Raw genomic sequence first — 18,895 nt, 5'->3', positions numbered from 1 at the left:
TTGGAATTAACTGATTAATAAACACTCATCCCATTTCATCTCGAATGGTGCCAAATAAGAAATTATACTCAGTCCAATTCCTGCTACACCTTCTAATAAATTGATTTCTTTTCTCCAACCTTCATCCGTTCCACCAAACCATTGTTTATAACCTACATATCCATCTTCATGTATTGCCATTTTAAGCCCTTCTTCCATCCAAAAATCGGCTGTTTCTTTAAATATTGTCTTTTTTGTTTCTTTATACATATAATTATAAATCTGTACCATACCAAAGGTACCATGGCATAGGCCGTTATCTTTTACTTTAGCCTCTATAAGATCTCTTCTTTTACAGGAGTTTTCCACTGTGTCAATTCCTTTTTGAATAATTGTATCATCTTTTAAAACGTTTCCTACCCGCCATAAGGTTAAGCCAATTCCTAAATCCCCATAACACCATGCCAATCGCTCAACACTATTCTTTTCCTTGCCTTGATATACCCAACTTGGAAAAAAAGAAGAACAAGATACATCTTTGTTTTCATTACTTAGAATAAACTGTGTAGCTTTCTCTATTACAGGCATTACTTCATCATAAAAGTCATCATAAATTGCCAAACGTGATAAAAAGTTTATAATACTAGACATTCCATGGGAGAGACTTAAGTTACATCCTCTAATTTCTTTATTTTCATCTAGATAACTTTCCCATTTCATCATACCATCCTCTTTAATAGCAGCTCTTTTAAGAGAAGCCACAATCTCTAAAAGTTTTACTTTATAGTATTCTTTTAAATCTACAGATTTTGTCCTCTGATATCTTTTAAAAAAATAAAATCCAATCCCTATTACTCCATGAAGAAAATCATAAAATTTATCTTTCTCTCCCATTTGTACGATAGCACTGCTTAAATAAGCATCCAAATCCGATAGAAGTTCATCACTATCTATATCAATAAACTCTTCTTCCTCTAACAATTCTATCACCCAACCTGCTCCGGCAATTCCAGTACAGAAAGTAGGAAAACTATATCCTTCATTAATTTTTTCAATTACAGAAGATATCATTTCTACTCCTATATCAGCATGAGATTCTTGATTAGTAAACTTAGAATAATAAAAATTAAACAATGCGATTCCAGAAATACCTGATAAAACACCAACATGTTCATTCGTCTTATAATTTTCGGAAAGAATGGTACTTATTCTTTCCAGTTTATCTAACAATATAGGTTTAAGTGTATTCATTTGCTTTTCTTAAATAGTACTATAAAAAAACTGCCCAATTAAGGCAGTTTTCGCGTTTAAAGTATTAAAAAAACTTGTATTTAGATCTATAGTATGACATCATTTTTAAAAATATGTCAAAGTATGACCCATTGGTTTTAGAAACAATATCTTCCTGGAGGAGGACAGCTATTAAAAGCATCTAGGGTAGGACAACAATGTGTTGGATCAATACCACCCTTTATTTTATTAAGGTTTAAGTCACTAATCGTTTGTTTTTTAAGCTCCAATTTTTTCAATGATTTTTTCATGATATTGTATAATTTTTAAAATTACCTACTCTGTTTATGGTTTTCGGCTTCCCCATACCAAAATTGATTATTCTAAATATTCCATTTTGATTCTACAACCAAATTAACACAGAGTAGGAAAGCAAAAAAACATAGTTTCCTCATTTTGGATAAAATACGGAGCAAAAAAAGCCCCGTAATTTTACGGGGCCCTATATTTTATTTCTATTTGACTAAGGTATATGACTATGGTCACAACGTACATCAGAATCAGCGTGTTCCGTCGGTAAACAATCACCTCCTTTAATTTGGCGCAACCCAACATTATTAATTCTAGCAATAGTAAGCCTTTTCAAGGTTACCTTTTTCTTTAACTGTTTTTTCATTGTATAATATTTAAACGATCAAAATACCAACTGATATCATTACAAAATCGTAAAATTAGATAGATGAAATATAATTTTTATCATTACAAAATCATAGTTTATAAACCGCATTTTGTTCAAAATGCGGTGTTTATTTCCTTATATTAAACACTTTGTACTTTAGGGTGAAGTTTCTCTATATTTTTTATATAATACGACGGATTAAGTCCTGTTTTAGCCTTAAAATGTTTTGTGAAGGAATTATCACTCTTGTATCCTATTTCTGATGCAATGGAACTAATAGAAAATGATCTAAATTTTTTATCATTCTTTAATCTTTTAAGAGCGTAATCAATTCTTAGATCATTGATATAATCATTAAAACTCTTCGCTTTATAGGTATTAATAATTTTAGAAAGATACGTAGCATTTGTTTTTACCTTTTTTGCAATCGACCTTAAATTACAGTCTAAACTCAAAAAATATTCTTGTTCTTCCATCTTAAGCAATCCTTTGAGAACTTCGTTGATTTTTTCATCATCTATTAAAATCTCTTTTGCTACGTCTTTTCTATCAGTAGATTCTATTTTCTCTTTAGTTTCTAGATCTGATATTTTTTTTACAAGCTCGTTAAATACAATTTTATTCGATTTTTGTTTTCTAAAATACACTATTAATACCGTAATCATTATCAAAAAAACCAATGCCAAAATTCCAGAAATATATTCCTTATACTTTTGTTCTTTTACCCGTTTACTTTCTAATTTTTTGATTTGATCGCCCAATTGTTGAGTGTTTTGATCATATATTTTGTTAACAGTTTTGTCCTTATCTTTTTGGAATTGATCTTGTAATTCTTGGTGTCTAGTAAACCAATGAATAGATGCATCCCCATCTCCTATCTCCTTATAACTTTTAGCCAAAAGTACATGTGCATCAATGATTCTATTTTTTCTTAAATCACTTTCTTTTAAAGCATTTATAGTTTCTAGTAGATAATTAATAGCTTTATCATAAGATTTAATATCGTAAAAATAACTTGCCAAAAAATAATTAACGTTGATCCATTGATTTGATCTTTTACTAACCTTCAGGTTCTTTAAAATACCTTCTGCTTTATATAAAAAATTCAACGCTTGATTGAAATCTTTACTTTGATAAAAAACAATACCTTTTTTAATATATAAATCAGCAATAGCTATTTGATAATCCAAAAGTTCACTCATTTTTATACCTATATCAGTATACTTAAGAACAGAGTCAAATTTTTCCAAATCCAAATACACTTCACTAATAATAGTGAGTACATTAACATGATTTTTACCATTCTTAAATGATGTTTTATCAATAAAACTTAGTAATTTATTACAATCAACCAATGCGTTATCCAACTGATTCATGCGCCTTAAAACTATAGCAATATTGGATTTAGCAACAATCTCATTTTTAAGATCCCCTTTTTCTTGCGCCATTTCTAAGACCTTATGATACGCATCTAATGCTTCTTGATTTTGCCAATCTTGTAAATAAGAATTCCCCTGACGTTTATATGCCTCACATAGGGTTTTATCGTCATTATTGACTGAAGCAATTTTTATAGCTTTATCTAAATAAGATATACTCCTCTCCGACTCTTCTTTCTTATAGAAATAATATCCAATGTCGGAATATACAATGGCAAGATTTGTATTTGGTTTCCTAGATTTATTTAGAGCGATTTCATAAGCTACACTTTCATTGATCTTAGAAATCTTGATCAAATCAATTAATTCTGTAAAAGTTTTGTTTTCTAAACTATCAACTACTATTGAACCTTTTTCCTGAGCTTGAATTTTTAACGTCAAAACACCGGATACAAACAAACAATAAAGTAGAAACTTTGGGATATATCTATTAACAAAAAAAAACATTCAGATTGATATTGTGTGATCATCCAAATGTAATGATTCTTTTTAAGCTGTTTAGAATGTCCTATTCTGAAAAAGGAGTTCCCTTATCTAAAATTGATCGTACAACTTTGTGATTGTCCAAACCACTTTACTCTATTACGAGAAGCTAATTTATAAATTCCATCACGTAACATTCTTGGCACAAACGCTAAAAGAGCGGCTACCCTTTTCCATTTTGGGATTTTAGAAACAATTCTTAAAAAGCCGTCTGAATGTGTATGAGATCCATTTTCATCAATAAGAATTACGGTATCTAATTGCTCTGTAGGGTATCCATATTTTTTTAGGTATTCTTGACCTTGAGGTGATTGAAACGGAGTAAAATGGAAAAGATCTTCTGGAGCAAATTGCATTAACCAACCAACTACACCATTACACAGATTACATTCTCCATCGAATATAATAATACTTTTGTTTAAAGAAGTTTCCATTTTATTGATTTTTAAGTTTTTACAACCCTATAGTCGTATAAAACCATCAATCATTTCAATACTACGATGAGAATTAAGATAAATCTTAGGATTGTGCGTTGCAATTACTACCGCTTTATTTCTAGATCCGGTAATTTCCTTTAATAATTCAAATATCATTTCAGAATTTTTCTGATCCAAATTTCCTGTCGGCTCATCAGCTACAACTAAAGAAGGATCATTGATTAGTGCCCTAGCAATCGCTACTCGCTGTTGTTGTCCTCCAGAAAGTTGATATGATGGACGCTTTGCAAAATCTTTCATACCTACTTCTTCCAACAAGATAAAAGCATCTTTTTTAATTTCTTCTTTACTCTTTTCTGATAATTTCATCGCTGGAAGCATTACATTCTGCAATACGTCAAACTCAGGAAGTAAATAATGAAACTGATATACAAAACCAATATGTTGGTTTCTAAAATCGGTAAGTGATGAAGGCGTTAAGTCTTTAACATCCTGATTATGGATATTCAAACTCCCTTCAAAATCCATATCTAAGGTGGATAAGATATATAACAAGGTTGATTTTCCGCTTCCGGATTCTCCAAATACCGAAACCAACTCTCCTTCAGAAATTGACACAGAAATGTTCTTTAATACCTGATGCTTTTCTGGATCAAGAAAGTATTTGTTAATATGTTGTGCCTCTAATATCATATTCCTCTAATAATTGTTACCGGATCCACTTTACTTGCTTTTCTAGAAGGGAAATATCCAGAAACAATAGTGGTCAAAACACCAAACAAAAACCCTAAAATATAGTAAGACATTCTAAAATTAATAGGATATGTATCTACAATGATGAAATCAGAAGTATCCAATGGTGTTGTCGAAATCATATAACTAATTACATACCCTAAAATTCCGCCAAAAAATGCTCCTAAAACTCCAATGATCAATGATTGTATTAAAAAAATAAAAACAATATCATTGCTAGAATATCCAATAGTTTTTAATACTGCAATATCCTTTCTCTTCTGAATTACTGTAATATTTAGAATATTATAGATCCCAAATCCAGCAACTAAGAGTAAGGCAAAAGAAACAGACCAAGTAAGAATATCACGAACCTTATTCCCTATTACAATAGTCTTATTACTATCTTTCCAATCTTCTGTGGTAATTGTATCTATGTTCTTTATGAGATCTTCCTTAAGATTCACATTATTTCTGTCTTTTAGCTTAATATGAATATTGGTTATACCATTTTCATTTCCTAATAAATTTCGCAAAGTACTTGCAGAAACATATGTTCTAACATTATCAATAGTGGTTATCCCGAAACTAAAAATACCAGAAACTTTTAACGCTTGATTCTTTCCATTGGGAAGTATCATTTTAATTGTATCACCCACGGATATTTCTAATCTCTTTGCCAAGCTTATCCCTAAAAGAATTGTATTTTCATTTAACAAACTAGAAAAACCTTCTCCTGCTATCAAACGTCTTTCTAGATCAACCACGGTTTGCTCTTGGTCAGGAAAAACACCATTGATACTTCCTGGAAATTGCTTTGTATCACTAATTAAAATTGCTGGTGAAATTATCTGTTGCGCAAAAGATTGTACATTTTCATGATTTGCTAAAAACATATTGATTCTTTCACCGTTTTCTATATAGTTAGACGGTACTAATGAATTGTTTTCTAATTCGGTGTTTGTTTTTTTACTAACAATAATATCTGGACTACCATTAAAAACTGCATCATCCAAAAAGTCATTGACACCAGTCATGAAATTAATCATTACAATAAAAGTAGTCACACCCAATAACACACCAATAGTAGCTAAAAAGCTTTGCTTTTTTCTTGCAGAAAGATATTGTAATGCAATAAATACATTGGTTTTATTAAAAACTTGATTTGACATATTTCTTAGGTCGCTATAGCAAGAATATGATTACACTAATTAATAATAGTATATTTCTGTAATTTCGAACCTTACCAATATTCAAAACCAAAAACTAACTATTTATTTCTTTTACTACTTTTTGCAATAGGGTTAAAATCCAGACATAATTGTATCCAATATTCTAGGTCTTTATCTAAATCGAACCCATCTGGAGTAACAAATGCATACCCTTTCATAGGTCTACCAGTAAAATCCATAGGGTAACACCCTTCTCTTTTTATAGCATTTTTATATGCTTCCTCTCCAATGCGGGCCATCAGTAAATCTGTTTCCTTTTTTTTGTCATAATGAATCCCACAACACATCTTATCATCCACCATAAAGCAAAGCCCCCCCATCATTTTTTTAGTGTAAAAGTTAGCTCTTTTATCTCTAAAAATCTGGTTGATTCTATCCGCTAAATATTCATTATACGCCATTAATATATTGCTTTGGTTAAATATTCATTTATTGGACGCATTACCTGCCAATAATCCATAAGCTTATCTATCAGAGATTCACTGGTAATAAGCGCAGGAGATTCTTCGCCGACAAAATAAAATTGCTTATTAGCGATTAAAGGCTCTCTTTCATAAGCCTCTTTCCACTCTTTAGGGACGCGCTTTAGTGCTCGTCCTTTTATACTACCAAATTTTTGAACAAAATCATTGTCATTTAATAATTTTCTAAATCCTGAAGAATCTTGGCTAATTTTAGTTCGTATACCGTGTAATTGTTCTTTCGAAACACCAAAACACCCTCCCATCACACCTACCATTTCTGGGGAAAATCGTAAAAACATTCCCGGAACGCTCTTATCCTTGCGACCTCCTCTAGATACAAATGCTGTATAATGGATATTATATGGAGTTTTATCCTTAGAAAAACGAATATCCTTGTTAATACGAAGTATACAATCCTTTGCCTCTATTTCTAAGGTAGGATCATATTTTTGTATTTCCTGAATCATCCTATCTACAAAAACCTCGAAGGGTTTCTTAATACTTAACTCGTATCTTTTCTTGTTAGCATGAAACCATTCTTTATGATTATTTTGTTCAAGTTCTTTAAAAAAGTTTACAAAATCTTCAGTAAAATATTGCATAAGTGAAGTTATTAATATTTAAATATAGTCAAACCATAAATTAGAACGAAATCAAAGCGTATGTATAACTTCTATCTGTTTGTAAACACAAAAATTACAGGCGCTTTGATTTCATTCTAACGGATAGCTTTTTATATGTTAAGACATAGAATGAAATGCCACTCGATTACCTTCTGTATCCAGGAAAACAGCCATAAAGCCATTTTCTCCAATAGAAGTTTTGGGCATTAAAATTTTTCCCCCAGCCCTTTCCACACGAGCTAATGGAATAGCCAAATCATCACCTCCGTTAAGATATGCAAAGGTTCCTTCTTGAGAAGGTGTATTGCCATTTCCATGAGTGATACATCCCCCGACACCGCCTTCTTGATATGGAAAGAAAGCCATTTTAAACTCCATTTCCATCGGTTGTAATTCTGCACCTAACAGCTCATTATAAAATTTCACGGCTCTTTCAAAATTGGTACTTGGTATTTCAAACCAACTAATTGCATTCGACATAATAATATATTTTGTATTGATTAAGAATATCTCAAAGGTATATGATAAGAATCGTTTAGAAAAACATTATTTTTGACAAAACATAGGTTTCTAAAATGAAAAAGAACGAAGAATTATTCTACCTAATTAAATCATTAAGTAAAAGTGAAAAACGTTATTTCAGACTTAGCTCAAAAGGCGGAGAAGACTCGGAATACCTATTGTTATTTAATGCGATAGAAGAACAAAAAACATATAACGAGGCTATAATAAAAGAAACATTTGCAAACAAATCTTTTGTAAACCAATTAACTACTATAAAAAACTATTTAAAACAACGTATTTTACAGTCTTTGCGAAATTATCACGCTAGGATTTCTATACAGGCTGAATTAATAGACATCATCCGCAATGTAGAAATTCTGTTTCATAAAGGTCTATATACTATTTGCAACAGTGAACTAAAACGTGCAGAAAAAAAAGCAATTAATTTTCAGCAAAATATTGTATTGTTTCAAATTAAAGACTGGAAAAGAAAAGTACATCAGGCATTATACCCTCAGGATTTTGATTCTTTAAAAATTATTATTGTTGAACAGAAAAACTCACTGAATTCTGCTGTTGAATACAGCAATCTTCTATTAGCTAATGTCGACCCCATAAACTCATCTTTATCTCACAAAAAAACAAATCACTTACACAATAAAACACTAAAAACCTTACACCTATACAGAAAACAACTTGCCGCTAAAAAACATGAAAAAGCAAAAAACACCATAGAAAAACTACTAAAAGAATGGGAACAGCAGCCTGAGTTACTCAAAGAATATTTTACTACCTATTTCTCTGTATACAATAACTATCTAGGATATCTTGTCTTTAAAAAATTACATAAAGAAGCTTTTGTTAGGATCTTGGTTTTAAAACAGAAAGCACAAGAAATCAACTCAAATTCTGCTTCATTAATTAAAGAAAAACTTCGTCTTTATAACATCGAGCTTGAAATTCATCGATATCTAAAAGATCTGCACAACACACAAGAGGTAATCGAAAATATCCAAACCTTTATTAGACAAAACAAAAAAGTTATTCCTTATAATTATTGGCTATCATTTCGCTTTCAATTTTCTACCATTTATTTTCAGAAAAAAGACTATAAAGAATCACTTCACTGGATTAACAACATCTTAAACAATCAAACAAAAAAGGATCGAAAAGATTTGATTACATACACTTATTGGCTTAACCTTTTAGTTCATTATGAACTAGGAAATGGATTGACTTTAAGGTATTTAATTACGGCTATTAAGAAGCATATTAAAAAACGAAAAAACATAGCTTCCTATGAGATGCTAATATTAAAATTATTATCCAAAACGGTCGAGTACTCGGAAAAAGATAAGGAAATTGCTTTCCAGGAATTATCCTTCCGGTTAAAAGAAGATCCTATTCCAAAATTTATAATAGGATATGTCAATTTTAATGAATGGATCGATCAAAAATATTAAGTGTTCTAAGTTTCCAAAAGAGAAATAAATTAGTTAGATTTTTACCGGTAGTAGATAAAAAAGCCCATAGTGCAAAACTACAGGCTTGTTAAGTGATTTATACAACTTTATTAATCAGATTCATCAGGTTTAGAGTTTCCATACATTGGTAACCCTTCTATGGGGTATAAAATCTCTTTATTAAAACCATCAAACTTGTAATTAGATAATGTGAAATAATACACAAAACTATCTTCTTTCTTAGGTGACAGTAGTTGTATACTTATTTTGCTAGGTAAATATGCTCCAGAATCTGTTTTTTCACGATCAAATCTAACGGTACCATGTTGTAAACCTTTTGGCATGGTAATAAAAAAATCATTTATCGTGACTTCTGTAAGATCTATAAAACCAGTTTCTTTATTAATATAAATTAGCCAACGATCATATTGATCATTAGGTTCCTCGGACCCCCAAGTAGCATATACCAAATCATACTGTTTATTTTCGAACTCTTTTTCTCCTGCATACCTAATAATCGTTGCATCTAACATTCTAAATGGTGATTCTAATATGTAATGATAGGTTGCCAATCCCCAAATATATCGATCGTGTTCATGCTTTTTTATTTCGTTAGTTTTATCTTTGATTTTATATCCTTGCCAAGATTGTAATCCCTGTATAGTTCCTTTTTTTCTTCCTTCGAGGTATTGCAACTGCCCATCAAAAGTGTTAGTAGCGAAACGAAATTGAAGATCTTTTTTATTATTCCCTGGAAAAGCGTTCATAGGCATAACTAACCATCCTTTTTTCCAGTTAAATTGCGCCGTTACTTCATATACATCTGTTTTGGAAAAATTATCGTATCCCATTTTTTCCATAGAAGCCTGTAAAAGTTCTCTTCCTTTTGCTTCTGTTTGATTAGGATTACTTATTAAATAGTCACTTCGCAAATCAACAGATGAGCAAGATTGAATGATCAAAATAGCTGTTACAAGAGATATCAATTTGATTAATAATTTCATGATTCTTTGGATTTAAATTAAACACTGGTTTGCTTTTGTAAATTTTTTAAAGCTTTCTTCATTACTGATGGTAACATGACATTTTTGGCCATCCATTTTTTTATAATATTCCCGTTAGGATCATAATATTGAGTCCAAATGACTTCTGTTCCTTCCATTTTTTCAATAAGCTTAAAATAACCCAAATGATTCTTAACAATATGCATATCTGCAATCATATATGCATACCCATATGGTGGATCCCAATACACTATTTTTTCTTCTAATAAGTCAGGGCCGAATTGACAATTCCGCTCACATCCTTCTTTCCATTCACCGCTTTGATTGGCTATAGTAAGATCTACTTCTTTGATCATTGGCATCCAAGATGTCATTCCTTTGTGATCGGAAACTACATCCCAAACCTTATCGATTGGTGCATTGATAAACCTCCCTATCTCAAGTTGCTTGGGAGCATTGGTAAATTGATTTACATCTAATGTTTTCATAACATATATTTATAATTAGACCGTTCTACTTATTTTAATTTAAAAAAAATTAAACCCTTATAAACTTAAAAGTCATTTCTAACCAAGTATCCATATCTTTTCTAGATCTTTCTACTTTCATCTTGAAAAATGTTCCATAAAATCCAGAATGTAAATAATTAGCTATTTCTTTAGGAGTAAAACTATCTGTTATTTCCTTTACTTCCTGACCTTTTCTGGCAACCTCAGCTATTACATCCAGCCATTGATCAAATTGTTCCTTTGTTTCTTCAGCTAATGAATCATATAATCTTCCTGTTTCAATCCCTAAATTGTTAATCAAACATCCACTACAGAAATTATCTTCTTCGTTATATCCAATTAATAACTTATAAAATGACTTTAAGGTATTAATAGGTGTTTCCTCTGATTTTTGAAATATATCCTGAAGCCATTTCCTATTTCCTTCTCCATAGTATTGAATTACCTGTCTTGCAAAATCTTCTTTAGATTTAAAAAAGTTATAAAAAGATCCTTTTGGTATTCCCGCTTCCTTAAGAATTTGGTTGATTCCCACATGATGGTATCCGTTCTTTCGGATTACCTGATATCCGACCTCTAAAATCTCTTCTTTATTATGCTTATATCCCATTGCAAAGCAAATATATAAAATGTTTTTATAAATTAGACCAATTGGTTTATTTTAATATATAATTTAACTAAAAGGGTTGTCATTAACTAGACAAACCCTTTAGTTACCCTACTAAAATAATTATTACTTAACCACCTTTACTTCTGGATATCTCTTTTTAATTTCCTTATACCTTCCATTACTTGCATTTACTTTTTCTCCAGTCTCAACATAATGTTTTAAACCTATCAGCGTTCCTATCAGCGTTTTTTTAAAATTCCCTTTCGCAATTGCTCCGATAAATGCCGGTTTCGTTCTAAACTGAAACTCATAAGAGGCCGTAGAAGTTCCATTCCCATTATCTCTAACTCTATAATAGGCCTGGGAATTATCTATATCCAACGGAAACTTTTCTGCATCAATTACTATATTGCGCATCACCTTATTCTCATTATCAATCTCTTCAATTCTTTCATGTGTCCAACGTGTACCCTTTTCATTAAAACTACATTTACGTTTGGCACCGAGTTCACCCTTTAATGATCCATTAATATAATCAGAGGTGTATATATATGGAGAAAAATTAGAAATCTCCCCATAATCCAATACCATAGCTTCCCATACTCTATCTGGTGATGCTTTAATTTCTATTTCTACCTTAATGATTCGATGCTTCTTCGACATGCTCTGCGAAAAAGCAACCGTACTACATATGAACATAAAGGTTCCCAAAATCCAAGTTTTCATTGTTGCTTTCATAATTTATAATTTGATCTAATACTAAACAGTTTTTAAAGGATGCTTTTTAAAATACTTTACATCGGATTTCAGTTTCGCAGCTGTCTGTTTACCTGTTTCTAAATAATACCGAAGATCAACCATAGTTTGTATAATATCTTTTTTCAACTTGGGTACTATCATCCAACTCATCAATGCTTTTGGTATCGTTGCAAGTTCTATTTCGAGGTCTATCGAAACTTCCGAGGTATTTACACCTCTTTTATGAACTTTCCAGGTATTTCTAGCGCTCTTCATCATAGCTGGTAATCCATCCGCGTAATAAGTGTATGTCATATTATGCTCATCCACTTTTTCTATAATTTCACTAATTTCACCCCAAGTAGAATGGCAACTTCGCCCTCCTTCTAATGTATTAGGTACTTCACGTTTTTCGGAATGATTTACAGTACTTGCCCAATCGCATACTTGTCCATAGTCTTTCCACAACACTTCCCAAACTTTTGCTGCGGGAGCATCTATACTAATTATTTCTTTAATCTTCATCTTGTTTTAGTTTATACTTAGATGCAAATCAGAAAACGGTGTGACAAACAAGCATAAAAAAACCCAAACTTTTTGTTTGGGTTTTACATATATACCTAGCAGTTTCTAATTGAGATTCATAAGCTTCTTTACATGTTCATCATTCACAATGTCTTCTAAAAATGTTCTTTTATCAAAATTGTTTTTATATGGAAGTTTCTGATATAACTGAGCGTACTTATCATCTACATAATCTAACATCGTATCTGCCTGAGGTTTTAATAGATTTCTAAATTCAGAATACTCCTCACGATTGAATAACAAATTTTTACTGTCTATAGCCTTGCCTTTTATAGCATACGTAACTTTTTTATGACAACGACAGGGATTGTTTTTATTTACCAATCCACATTTATTATTCATAAAACTAAAAATATCTGCTCTAGCTCTTGATAATCGTTTCCTAAAATTACTCTTAGATATTCCCAAAATTTCTGAGCCTATAGTATGATCTGCATTGAACATCTCTCCAAGTATAAATGTAATTCGCTGTTCTTTAGTTAAACACAGTAACATCCCACTCATGCACATGTAATTCATTTCACGAATTACCTTCTTATTTTCCTCTTGCTCCAATGCCGTCAATGCAACATCAGGAGTATTACTTAAAGCGCGTTCCATAGTGTCAAAACTATCAAGTACCGTCTCTGCTGGTTTTCGTTTAGACATTAAAAAATGATTAGCAACGATTCTATAAAGCCAAGTTCTAAACGAACTTTCTCCTTTAAACTGTGAAAGCTTAGTAATCACTTTAATATTTACTTCTTGTGTCAAATCTTCTGCATCAGTAGGATTTTTAACCATTTTCCAAGCAATATTGTAGATATATGGTTGATGTTTTAGGACTAAGAACTCCAAAGATTTCTTATTACCTGATTTAGCTTCATTAACTAATTGAATATCTGTAGTATCACCACTATACTCTTTTAAAAAAGGATTCTCCATGATTATTTTTTACTTGGATGCAACAAAACAATATGTGTGACAACTATTAAAGATACTAATTTGACACTTCACTTTTACAAAGAGTTTACCATTGGATTAACAGTATATTAGATAGGCTATTAGTATCTTTAATTTATAGAACAAACTACTTAAAACCAAAACCATGAAAACCATACAATTCATTAAATTAGGAATACTTTGCACATCGGTAACTTTACTAAGTTGTAATCAGAAAAAAGAAGAGAATTTAACTACGGAAACTTCAATCGCTAAAACTGTAGAAGAAAAGCAACCTGAGAAAAAGGAAATTACTTATGATGTCACTAAACCTAAAACTATTATTAATGCAGTTGCCGAAGCTTCTGGAGGTTGGAACAACATTTGGAATCTTAAGGATGTAGAATACACCTATACCTACGAGCAAGCAGATGGAAAAAAAGACGTTTCTATCGAACGCTATATTTTTGATGGCGAATATTCTTGGGGTAAATACACCACACATCAAATAAATGTACTACCTGAAGGTGAACAGACCATCGTACAGAATTTTTCTAAAGGAACAGCTTCAGTAAGTATGGACGGTAAACCGATGACTGATGAAAAAATGATTGGAACTTCCGATTTCCTACGTCAGGTAAACTATTACTGGTTTATGATGAACTTTAAAATTGGCGATCCCGGAACCATTTATGAATACAAAGGTCAGGAAACCATTAACGGAAAAGTGTATGATAAGGTCTCCGTAGCCTATGATCCACAAAAAACGGGTAAAGAAGCCAATGATGCCTATATTCTTTACGTAAATCCGGAAACCAAACTGATAGATCAATTCTATTTCTCTCTACCCGCTTGGGGAATCAATGAGACTGTATTATTAATGAAAGTAACATATACCGAAATTGATGGTATACAAGTATCTACACATCGATATGCATATATCCCCAATGAAAAAGGAGAGTATCCTAAAGAGCCATCTTTATCTGAGATTTCTACCAACATAAAATTTAATAACGGATTTACTCCGGAAGACCTTAAAATCTAAGCAATTTTAAGAAACTAGTATAAAAAGGGATACCAGGCGGTATCCCTTTTTACATATGACACTGATATTGCTAATTCTATTAAAGCTGTCACACTTTCTTTTTTATAGAATCTAAAAAGTGTAATAACTTTTAAAATAATACATCATGAAACTTACAAAATTTTTATGCTTATTAGTAATAATACTATTAGGATCGAGGAATATTAATGCTCAAAAATCTAATGCCAATATCACCTTAACAAAGGTTGTAGATACTTCTGCCGATAATGTTTGGGATAAATTAAGACAGTTAGATGATATTGATAAATATTCGTCTGCTATTTCTAAAGTAAAATGGACTGGTGAAAAAGGAATCGGTGGCCAAAGAGTATGTACATCCGCAGACGGACAAGGATACTTTAAAGAAAGTATTATCGCGTTTGATGATCAAAATCGCACTTATACATATGCATTAGTAGAAGGTGTTCCCACAAAAGGAATGATTAACAACTTTAAGGTAATAGACCTAGGATATCAAAAATCCATGATTGTATGGACCAGTAACTATGATCAGTTTATGAAAAACCCACAAATGACTGAAAAGCAATTCTTAGGATTTTTAAACCAATCTGCTAGTGAGATGATTGCCAATGTGGCAATTGCCGCAGTAAAATAGTTTTGATCTGATGCCTTTAAATGATGTTTGAAACATAACATCCCCATTGTCACACTGAGCCTGTCGTAGTATAATATAAAAAAATTGTTTTAATCATCTTCGACAAGCTCAGACTGACATAAATATATCAACTAAATCTTCCATATATAAAATTTATTTTTCTTTCTACTTGAGTTAATAATCCGAAAGTTATGTTAAAGTGCTAAAAGCTATGTACACTTCTAAAAACTATCATATCAAAACAATAAAAACCAACGGAGGAAACGATTTTAAGAAATGGAATGGTTAATTGACATTTATTTTAATCTTCTTATTTTCAGTGTTTTAAATACAATAAACAAAACTTTAACACAATAAATTTTGAATTACTAGACGAGTGGTCATAATTTTGCTCTTTCAAAAATCAAAATGTCAAAGACCTTAAAACACGAAATCAAAGCGGATTATCTCCTAGAAAAAGGGGTAGAGATCATATGGTCCAAAGGTTATAATGGCACTAGTGTAAATGACATTGTAAAAGCAGCAGATGTACCAAAAGGTTCCTTTTACTTTTATTTTGATAGTAAAGAAGATTTTGCAATAAAAGCATTGGATAAATACTTTACTATGCAATTTTCTCCTGCCTTGGATATTCTTCAAAATAGTGATGGGTCTCCTAAAGAACGTTTACTAAACTTTTACCAATTCCGTATAAAAGTTTTAAAAGAACAATTAGAATGCAAAATGGGATGTCTTGGATGTAATTTAAGTAATGAAATGTCTGAGCATAACGAAAACATAAGGAATGCTGTATTAGATAGACATAATTTGGTGAAAACTGAAATAACCAAGGTTGTTAAAGAAGCCCAACAATCCGGCGAAATAAATTCTTCTATTAATGCAGAGGATCTAGTTGGATTTATTGAAGATGCAGGAAAAGGGGCGATGATAACAATGAAAGAAATGAAAGATTCATACCCTGTCGATAATCATCTGAATATGGTAACACACTTATTAATTAAATAATTTTTTTTTATTCTATTAATAGACGACTGGTCAATTATTAATTTATTTCAAAAATTTAACCAAAACTTGTCCAAGTAGAATAAATTAAAACGTCAATATATTAAACAATCATAAATCACACTAAGTCAACATAACATGACATATAGTCGACTGGTCAACTAAATTTAAAAAAATGAATACAATAAGAAAATTAGGCAATGCTTTTTCAAAAAAATGGGCAGAATTTGTTATCAAATTCAAATGGCCAGTTTTGATCGCAACTTTAATCTTAGCGATGGGGTTAGGTTCGCAAGGAAATATGGAATTTGATGGAGATTATCATGTCTTTTTCAGTAAATCAAATCCAGAACTAGAAGCATTCGATGCTCTACAAGAAAAATATACCAAGGATGACAATGTTGTAATAGTCTTAACACCGTCTAATGGTGATATTTTCACAAGAGAAAATTTAACTGCAATAGAAGAACTTACTGCCCAAGCATGGAACACCCCTTACTCTTCTCGGGTAGATGCTGTTACAAATTTCCAATACACTAGTGCTCAAGGTGATGATCTCTATGTAGACGATCTTTCCTATGAATCTTCTAACAAAACTGAAGCAGAAATTGAAGTAATTAAAGAAAAAGCATTAAAAGAACCACTTTTGGTAAATCGTATTCTTAATGAAACCGGCACAGTAACAGCAATCAACGTAACAGTACGACTGCCTGGTGAAGATAGTGCGAAAGAAATACCAGAAGTTACCGCTTTCATCCGCAGTACTATTTCAGATTTTAAAAATAAGTATCCAAACTTTGAAATCCATTCTTCTGGATTAGTTCCATTAAATACGGCATTCTTCGAATCCTCTATGAATGACCTTATGCTGACCATGATTATGTTAATCATTGTTATTATTACAACCTTCATTCTTACACGAAATATCTATAGTACTATTGCAACTTTTGTAGTAGTTATATTTTCAATTATGAGTGCTGTTGGATTTGTTGGATTAGCAGGTATAAAATTAACTCCTCCATCTTCTGTATTTCCTACTATGATATTAACATTAGCGGTTGCAGATAGTATTCACATTTTGATCACCATGCTTCAGAAAATGAGAAAAGATGGATTCTCCAAAAAAGATGCATTGGTAGAATCTATGCGACTTAATTTTATGCCAGTTTTCATTACTAGCTTAACCACAGTCATTGGGTTTTTAACTATGAATTTCGGAGATGTTCCGCCATTCTGGGATTTAGGAAATATTACCGCTTTCGGTATGACTATGGCGTTCCTATATTCCACTACAGCACTGCCCGCTTTAATGGCAATATTACCAATAAAAGTAAAAACTAAGGAAATAGCAACTTCAGAAAAAATAAGTTGGTATACCTCTTTAGGACATACGGTTGCTAAACAACCCGTAAGACTTACAATTATCTCAACAATTGTTATTGGTATTTTGACATTTTTAGCCACAAAAAATAGGTTTAACGATGAGTTTATTAACTATTTTGATGAGACTGTTACGTTTAGAACCGATACTGATTATATCAGTGAAAACCTAACAGGTATCTATAATGTAGAATTCTCTGTAGGTAGCGGAGAAAGTGGAGGGATTAACAACCCACAATATCTAAACAAACTAAATGAATTCGAAAATTGGCTCAATGAACAACCAGAAGTTGTACATGTAAACGCTTTTAGTGAAGTTGCTAGAAGAGTAAATCGTTCTATGCACGGTGATGATCAAAACTATTATAAGATCCCAAAAAGTCGTGAAGAAGCAGCTCAATACTTATTGCTATATGAATTATCTCTTCCATTCGGATTGGATTTAAACAATCAAATTAACGTAGATAAATCGGAAACACGTGTAACTGTCACCATCGAAAATATTAAAAGTGCTGATATGATCGCTTTTGCAGATCGTGCAGAAACTTGGTTACAAAACAATACACCAAAACCAATGCACGCAATAGGTGTGAGTCCAACATTAATGTTCTCTACACTTGGTTTTAGACAAGCAGACAGTATGTTTACTGGTAATATTATTGCATTGATTTTAATATCCCTTGTATTAATGTTTGCATTAAGAAATTTCAAATTAGGTATTTTAAGTATTATTCCAAATGTAACTCCTGTTTTAGTTGGTTTTGGTTTCTGGGCCCTATATAAAGCCCAAATTAATACAGGAATGGTAATCGTATTCGGAATGACATTAGGGATCATAGTAGATGACACTGTTCATTTTATGAGTAAGTTTTTACGAGCTCGAAGAGAATTAGGTTATGATGCTAAAGAAGCTGTGATTTATGCTTTTGAAACAGTAGGTAAAGCTTTAGTAACTACCACTATTGTCCTACTAGCAGGATTCGCAGTACTTTCTACTTCTTCTTTTGCATTAAACAGCTATATGGCAAGAATTACATTAATCATAATCTCATCAGCCTTAATCATCGATTTTATACTGCTTCCTTCACTTCTTATTCTAACTAGTAAAAAGAATGAATCAAAAGATGCTGTAAAAGATTTAAAACCACAAATACAACTTGACAAATAATTTTAAAAAATAA

21 protein-coding genes are annotated in these 18,895 nt (G+C 31.4%); 5 read left to right on the top strand and 16 right to left on the bottom strand.

The window, feature by feature from the left end; genetic code table 11:
- Positions 1-6: 6 nt before the first annotated feature.
- The 10 genes from D1815_RS17920 to D1815_RS17885 all read right to left on the bottom strand — a co-directional run bounded on the left by D1815_RS17920 (position 7) and on the right by D1815_RS17885 (position 7,778).
- Entirely contained in the window at positions 7-1,230 is a 1,224-nt protein-coding gene (locus D1815_RS17920; RefSeq protein WP_118388661.1) for a lanthionine synthetase C family protein, read from the bottom strand.
- A gap of 137 nt (positions 1,231-1,367) precedes the next feature.
- Positions 1,368-1,520: a hypothetical protein gene (locus tag D1815_RS23745; RefSeq protein WP_155839727.1), complete on the bottom strand. Its 153-nt coding sequence runs from the start codon at positions 1,518-1,520 to the stop codon at positions 1,368-1,370.
- 212 nt (positions 1,521-1,732) lie between these two features.
- The gene (locus D1815_RS23740) at positions 1,733-1,885 is read right to left on the bottom strand and encodes a class I lanthipeptide (protein WP_158594404.1); all 153 of its coding nucleotides are present in this window, start codon (positions 1,883-1,885) and stop codon (positions 1,733-1,735) included.
- Positions 1,886-2,028: 143 nt separating this feature from the next.
- Positions 2,029-3,708: a helix-turn-helix domain-containing protein gene (locus D1815_RS17915; protein ID WP_158594403.1), complete on the bottom strand. Its 1,680-nt coding sequence runs from the start codon at positions 3,706-3,708 to the stop codon at positions 2,029-2,031.
- A gap of 149 nt (positions 3,709-3,857) precedes the next feature.
- Positions 3,858-4,244: a thiol-disulfide oxidoreductase DCC family protein gene (locus D1815_RS17910; RefSeq protein WP_035086021.1), complete on the bottom strand. Its 387-nt coding sequence runs from the start codon at positions 4,242-4,244 to the stop codon at positions 3,858-3,860.
- Between the two features lie 27 nt (positions 4,245-4,271).
- Entirely contained in the window at positions 4,272-4,940 is a 669-nt protein-coding gene (locus D1815_RS17905) for an ABC transporter ATP-binding protein (RefSeq protein ID WP_027394264.1), read from the bottom strand.
- Entirely contained in the window at positions 4,937-6,151 is a 1,215-nt protein-coding gene (locus D1815_RS17900) for an FtsX-like permease family protein (RefSeq protein ID WP_118388657.1), read from the bottom strand. The genes D1815_RS17905 and D1815_RS17900 overlap by 4 nt, the downstream gene beginning before the upstream one ends.
- A gap of 98 nt (positions 6,152-6,249) precedes the next feature.
- Positions 6,250-6,612: a TfoX/Sxy family protein gene (locus D1815_RS17895; RefSeq protein WP_027394266.1), complete on the bottom strand. Its 363-nt coding sequence runs from the start codon at positions 6,610-6,612 to the stop codon at positions 6,250-6,252.
- On the bottom strand, positions 6,612-7,277 hold the full coding sequence (locus tag D1815_RS17890) for a DUF2461 domain-containing protein (RefSeq protein WP_118388655.1): 666 nt from the start codon (positions 7,275-7,277) through the stop codon (positions 6,612-6,614). Before D1815_RS17890 ends, D1815_RS17895 begins: the two co-directional genes overlap by 1 nt.
- 138 nt (positions 7,278-7,415) lie before the next feature.
- Complete coding sequence (locus D1815_RS17885) at positions 7,416-7,778, bottom strand: VOC family protein (RefSeq protein WP_118388653.1); 363 nt, start codon at positions 7,776-7,778, stop codon at positions 7,416-7,418.
- A gap of 95 nt (positions 7,779-7,873) precedes the next feature.
- Between D1815_RS17885 and D1815_RS17880 the strand changes: the two genes are divergently transcribed.
- Entirely contained in the window at positions 7,874-9,265 is a 1,392-nt protein-coding gene (locus D1815_RS17880) for a hypothetical protein (protein ID WP_118388651.1), read from the top strand.
- A 110-nt stretch (positions 9,266-9,375) separates the two neighbouring features.
- Here D1815_RS17880 and D1815_RS17875 read toward each other — a convergent pair whose 3' ends face one another.
- The 6 genes from D1815_RS17875 to D1815_RS17850 all read right to left on the bottom strand — a co-directional run bounded on the left by D1815_RS17875 (position 9,376) and on the right by D1815_RS17850 (position 13,635).
- On the bottom strand, positions 9,376-10,269 hold the full coding sequence (locus D1815_RS17875) for a hypothetical protein (protein WP_118388649.1): 894 nt from the start codon (positions 10,267-10,269) through the stop codon (positions 9,376-9,378).
- 17 nt (positions 10,270-10,286) lie between these two features.
- Complete coding sequence (locus D1815_RS17870) at positions 10,287-10,757, bottom strand: SRPBCC family protein (protein ID WP_118388647.1); 471 nt, start codon at positions 10,755-10,757, stop codon at positions 10,287-10,289.
- A 49-nt stretch (positions 10,758-10,806) separates the two neighbouring features.
- Positions 10,807-11,388 carry a TetR/AcrR family transcriptional regulator gene (locus tag D1815_RS17865; RefSeq protein ID WP_118388645.1) on the bottom strand — a complete coding sequence of 194 codons (582 nt, stop codon included), beginning with the start codon at positions 11,386-11,388 and terminating at the stop codon, positions 10,807-10,809.
- Positions 11,389-11,511: 123 nt separating this feature from the next.
- Entirely contained in the window at positions 11,512-12,126 is a 615-nt protein-coding gene (locus D1815_RS17860; protein WP_027394273.1) for an SRPBCC family protein, read from the bottom strand.
- 21 nt (positions 12,127-12,147) lie between these two features.
- Positions 12,148-12,651, bottom strand: a complete 504-nt coding sequence (locus tag D1815_RS17855; RefSeq protein WP_027394274.1) for an SRPBCC family protein — start codon at positions 12,649-12,651, stop codon at positions 12,148-12,150.
- 105 nt (positions 12,652-12,756) lie between these two features.
- Complete coding sequence (locus tag D1815_RS17850) at positions 12,757-13,635, bottom strand: RNA polymerase sigma factor (RefSeq protein WP_118388643.1); 879 nt, start codon at positions 13,633-13,635, stop codon at positions 12,757-12,759.
- Between the two features lie 163 nt (positions 13,636-13,798).
- Here D1815_RS17850 and D1815_RS17845 point away from each other — a divergent pair, with 163 nt between their 5' ends.
- From D1815_RS17845 to D1815_RS17830, 4 genes are all read left to right on the top strand, one after another.
- A complete protein-coding gene (locus tag D1815_RS17845; protein ID WP_118388641.1) occupies positions 13,799-14,677 on the top strand; it encodes a DUF6503 family protein in 879 nt (292 codons plus the stop codon).
- Between the two features lie 145 nt (positions 14,678-14,822).
- A complete protein-coding gene (locus D1815_RS17840; protein ID WP_027394277.1) occupies positions 14,823-15,332 on the top strand; it encodes an SRPBCC family protein in 510 nt (169 codons plus the stop codon).
- Positions 15,333-15,740: 408 nt separating this feature from the next.
- Positions 15,741-16,337, top strand: a complete 597-nt coding sequence (locus D1815_RS17835) for a TetR/AcrR family transcriptional regulator (protein WP_027394278.1) — start codon at positions 15,741-15,743, stop codon at positions 16,335-16,337.
- 172 nt (positions 16,338-16,509) lie between these two features.
- A complete protein-coding gene (locus D1815_RS17830; protein ID WP_118388639.1) occupies positions 16,510-18,882 on the top strand; it encodes an RND family transporter in 2,373 nt (790 codons plus the stop codon).
- Positions 18,883-18,895: the final 13 nt, after the last annotated feature.

The sequence above is a fragment of the Aquimarina sp. AD1 genome (genome assembly GCF_003443695.1).
Classification (GTDB): Bacteria; Bacteroidota; Bacteroidia; order Flavobacteriales; family Flavobacteriaceae; genus Aquimarina; species Aquimarina latercula.
Note: the sequence above shows the minus strand (reverse complement) of the source record. Positions and strands in the feature narration are given on the sequence as shown.

Coding starts and splice junctions, on each gene's coding strand:
- D1815_RS17920 (WP_118388661.1), bottom strand. CDS start 1,230: ATGAATACACTTAAACCTATATTGTTAGATAAACTGGAAAGAATAAGT.
- D1815_RS23745 (WP_155839727.1), bottom strand. CDS start 1,520: ATGAAAAAATCATTGAAAAAATTGGAGCTTAAAAAACAAACGATTAGT.
- D1815_RS23740 (WP_158594404.1), bottom strand. CDS start 1,885: ATGAAAAAACAGTTAAAGAAAAAGGTAACCTTGAAAAGGCTTACTATT.
- D1815_RS17910 (WP_035086021.1), bottom strand. CDS start 4,244: ATGGAAACTTCTTTAAACAAAAGTATTATTATATTCGATGGAGAATGT.
- D1815_RS17905 (WP_027394264.1), bottom strand. CDS start 4,940: ATGATATTAGAGGCACAACATATTAACAAATACTTTCTTGATCCAGAA.
- D1815_RS17900 (WP_118388657.1), bottom strand. CDS start 6,151: ATGTCAAATCAAGTTTTTAATAAAACCAATGTATTTATTGCATTACAA.
- D1815_RS17895 (WP_027394266.1), bottom strand. CDS start 6,612: ATGGCGTATAATGAATATTTAGCGGATAGAATCAACCAGATTTTTAGA.
- D1815_RS17890 (WP_118388655.1), bottom strand. CDS start 7,277: ATGCAATATTTTACTGAAGATTTTGTAAACTTTTTTAAAGAACTTGAA.
- D1815_RS17885 (WP_118388653.1), bottom strand. CDS start 7,778: ATGTCGAATGCAATTAGTTGGTTTGAAATACCAAGTACCAATTTTGAA.
- D1815_RS17880 (WP_118388651.1), top strand. CDS start 7,874: ATGAAAAAGAACGAAGAATTATTCTACCTAATTAAATCATTAAGTAAA.
- D1815_RS17875 (WP_118388649.1), bottom strand. CDS start 10,269: ATGAAATTATTAATCAAATTGATATCTCTTGTAACAGCTATTTTGATC.
- D1815_RS17870 (WP_118388647.1), bottom strand. CDS start 10,757: ATGAAAACATTAGATGTAAATCAATTTACCAATGCTCCCAAGCAACTT.
- D1815_RS17865 (WP_118388645.1), bottom strand. CDS start 11,388: ATGGGATATAAGCATAATAAAGAAGAGATTTTAGAGGTCGGATATCAG.
- D1815_RS17860 (WP_027394273.1), bottom strand. CDS start 12,126: ATGAAAGCAACAATGAAAACTTGGATTTTGGGAACCTTTATGTTCATA.
- D1815_RS17855 (WP_027394274.1), bottom strand. CDS start 12,651: ATGAAGATTAAAGAAATAATTAGTATAGATGCTCCCGCAGCAAAAGTT.
- D1815_RS17850 (WP_118388643.1), bottom strand. CDS start 13,635: ATGGAGAATCCTTTTTTAAAAGAGTATAGTGGTGATACTACAGATATT.
- D1815_RS17845 (WP_118388641.1), top strand. CDS start 13,799: ATGAAAACCATACAATTCATTAAATTAGGAATACTTTGCACATCGGTA.
- D1815_RS17840 (WP_027394277.1), top strand. CDS start 14,823: ATGAAACTTACAAAATTTTTATGCTTATTAGTAATAATACTATTAGGA.
- D1815_RS17835 (WP_027394278.1), top strand. CDS start 15,741: ATGTCAAAGACCTTAAAACACGAAATCAAAGCGGATTATCTCCTAGAA.
- D1815_RS17830 (WP_118388639.1), top strand. CDS start 16,510: ATGAATACAATAAGAAAATTAGGCAATGCTTTTTCAAAAAAATGGGCA.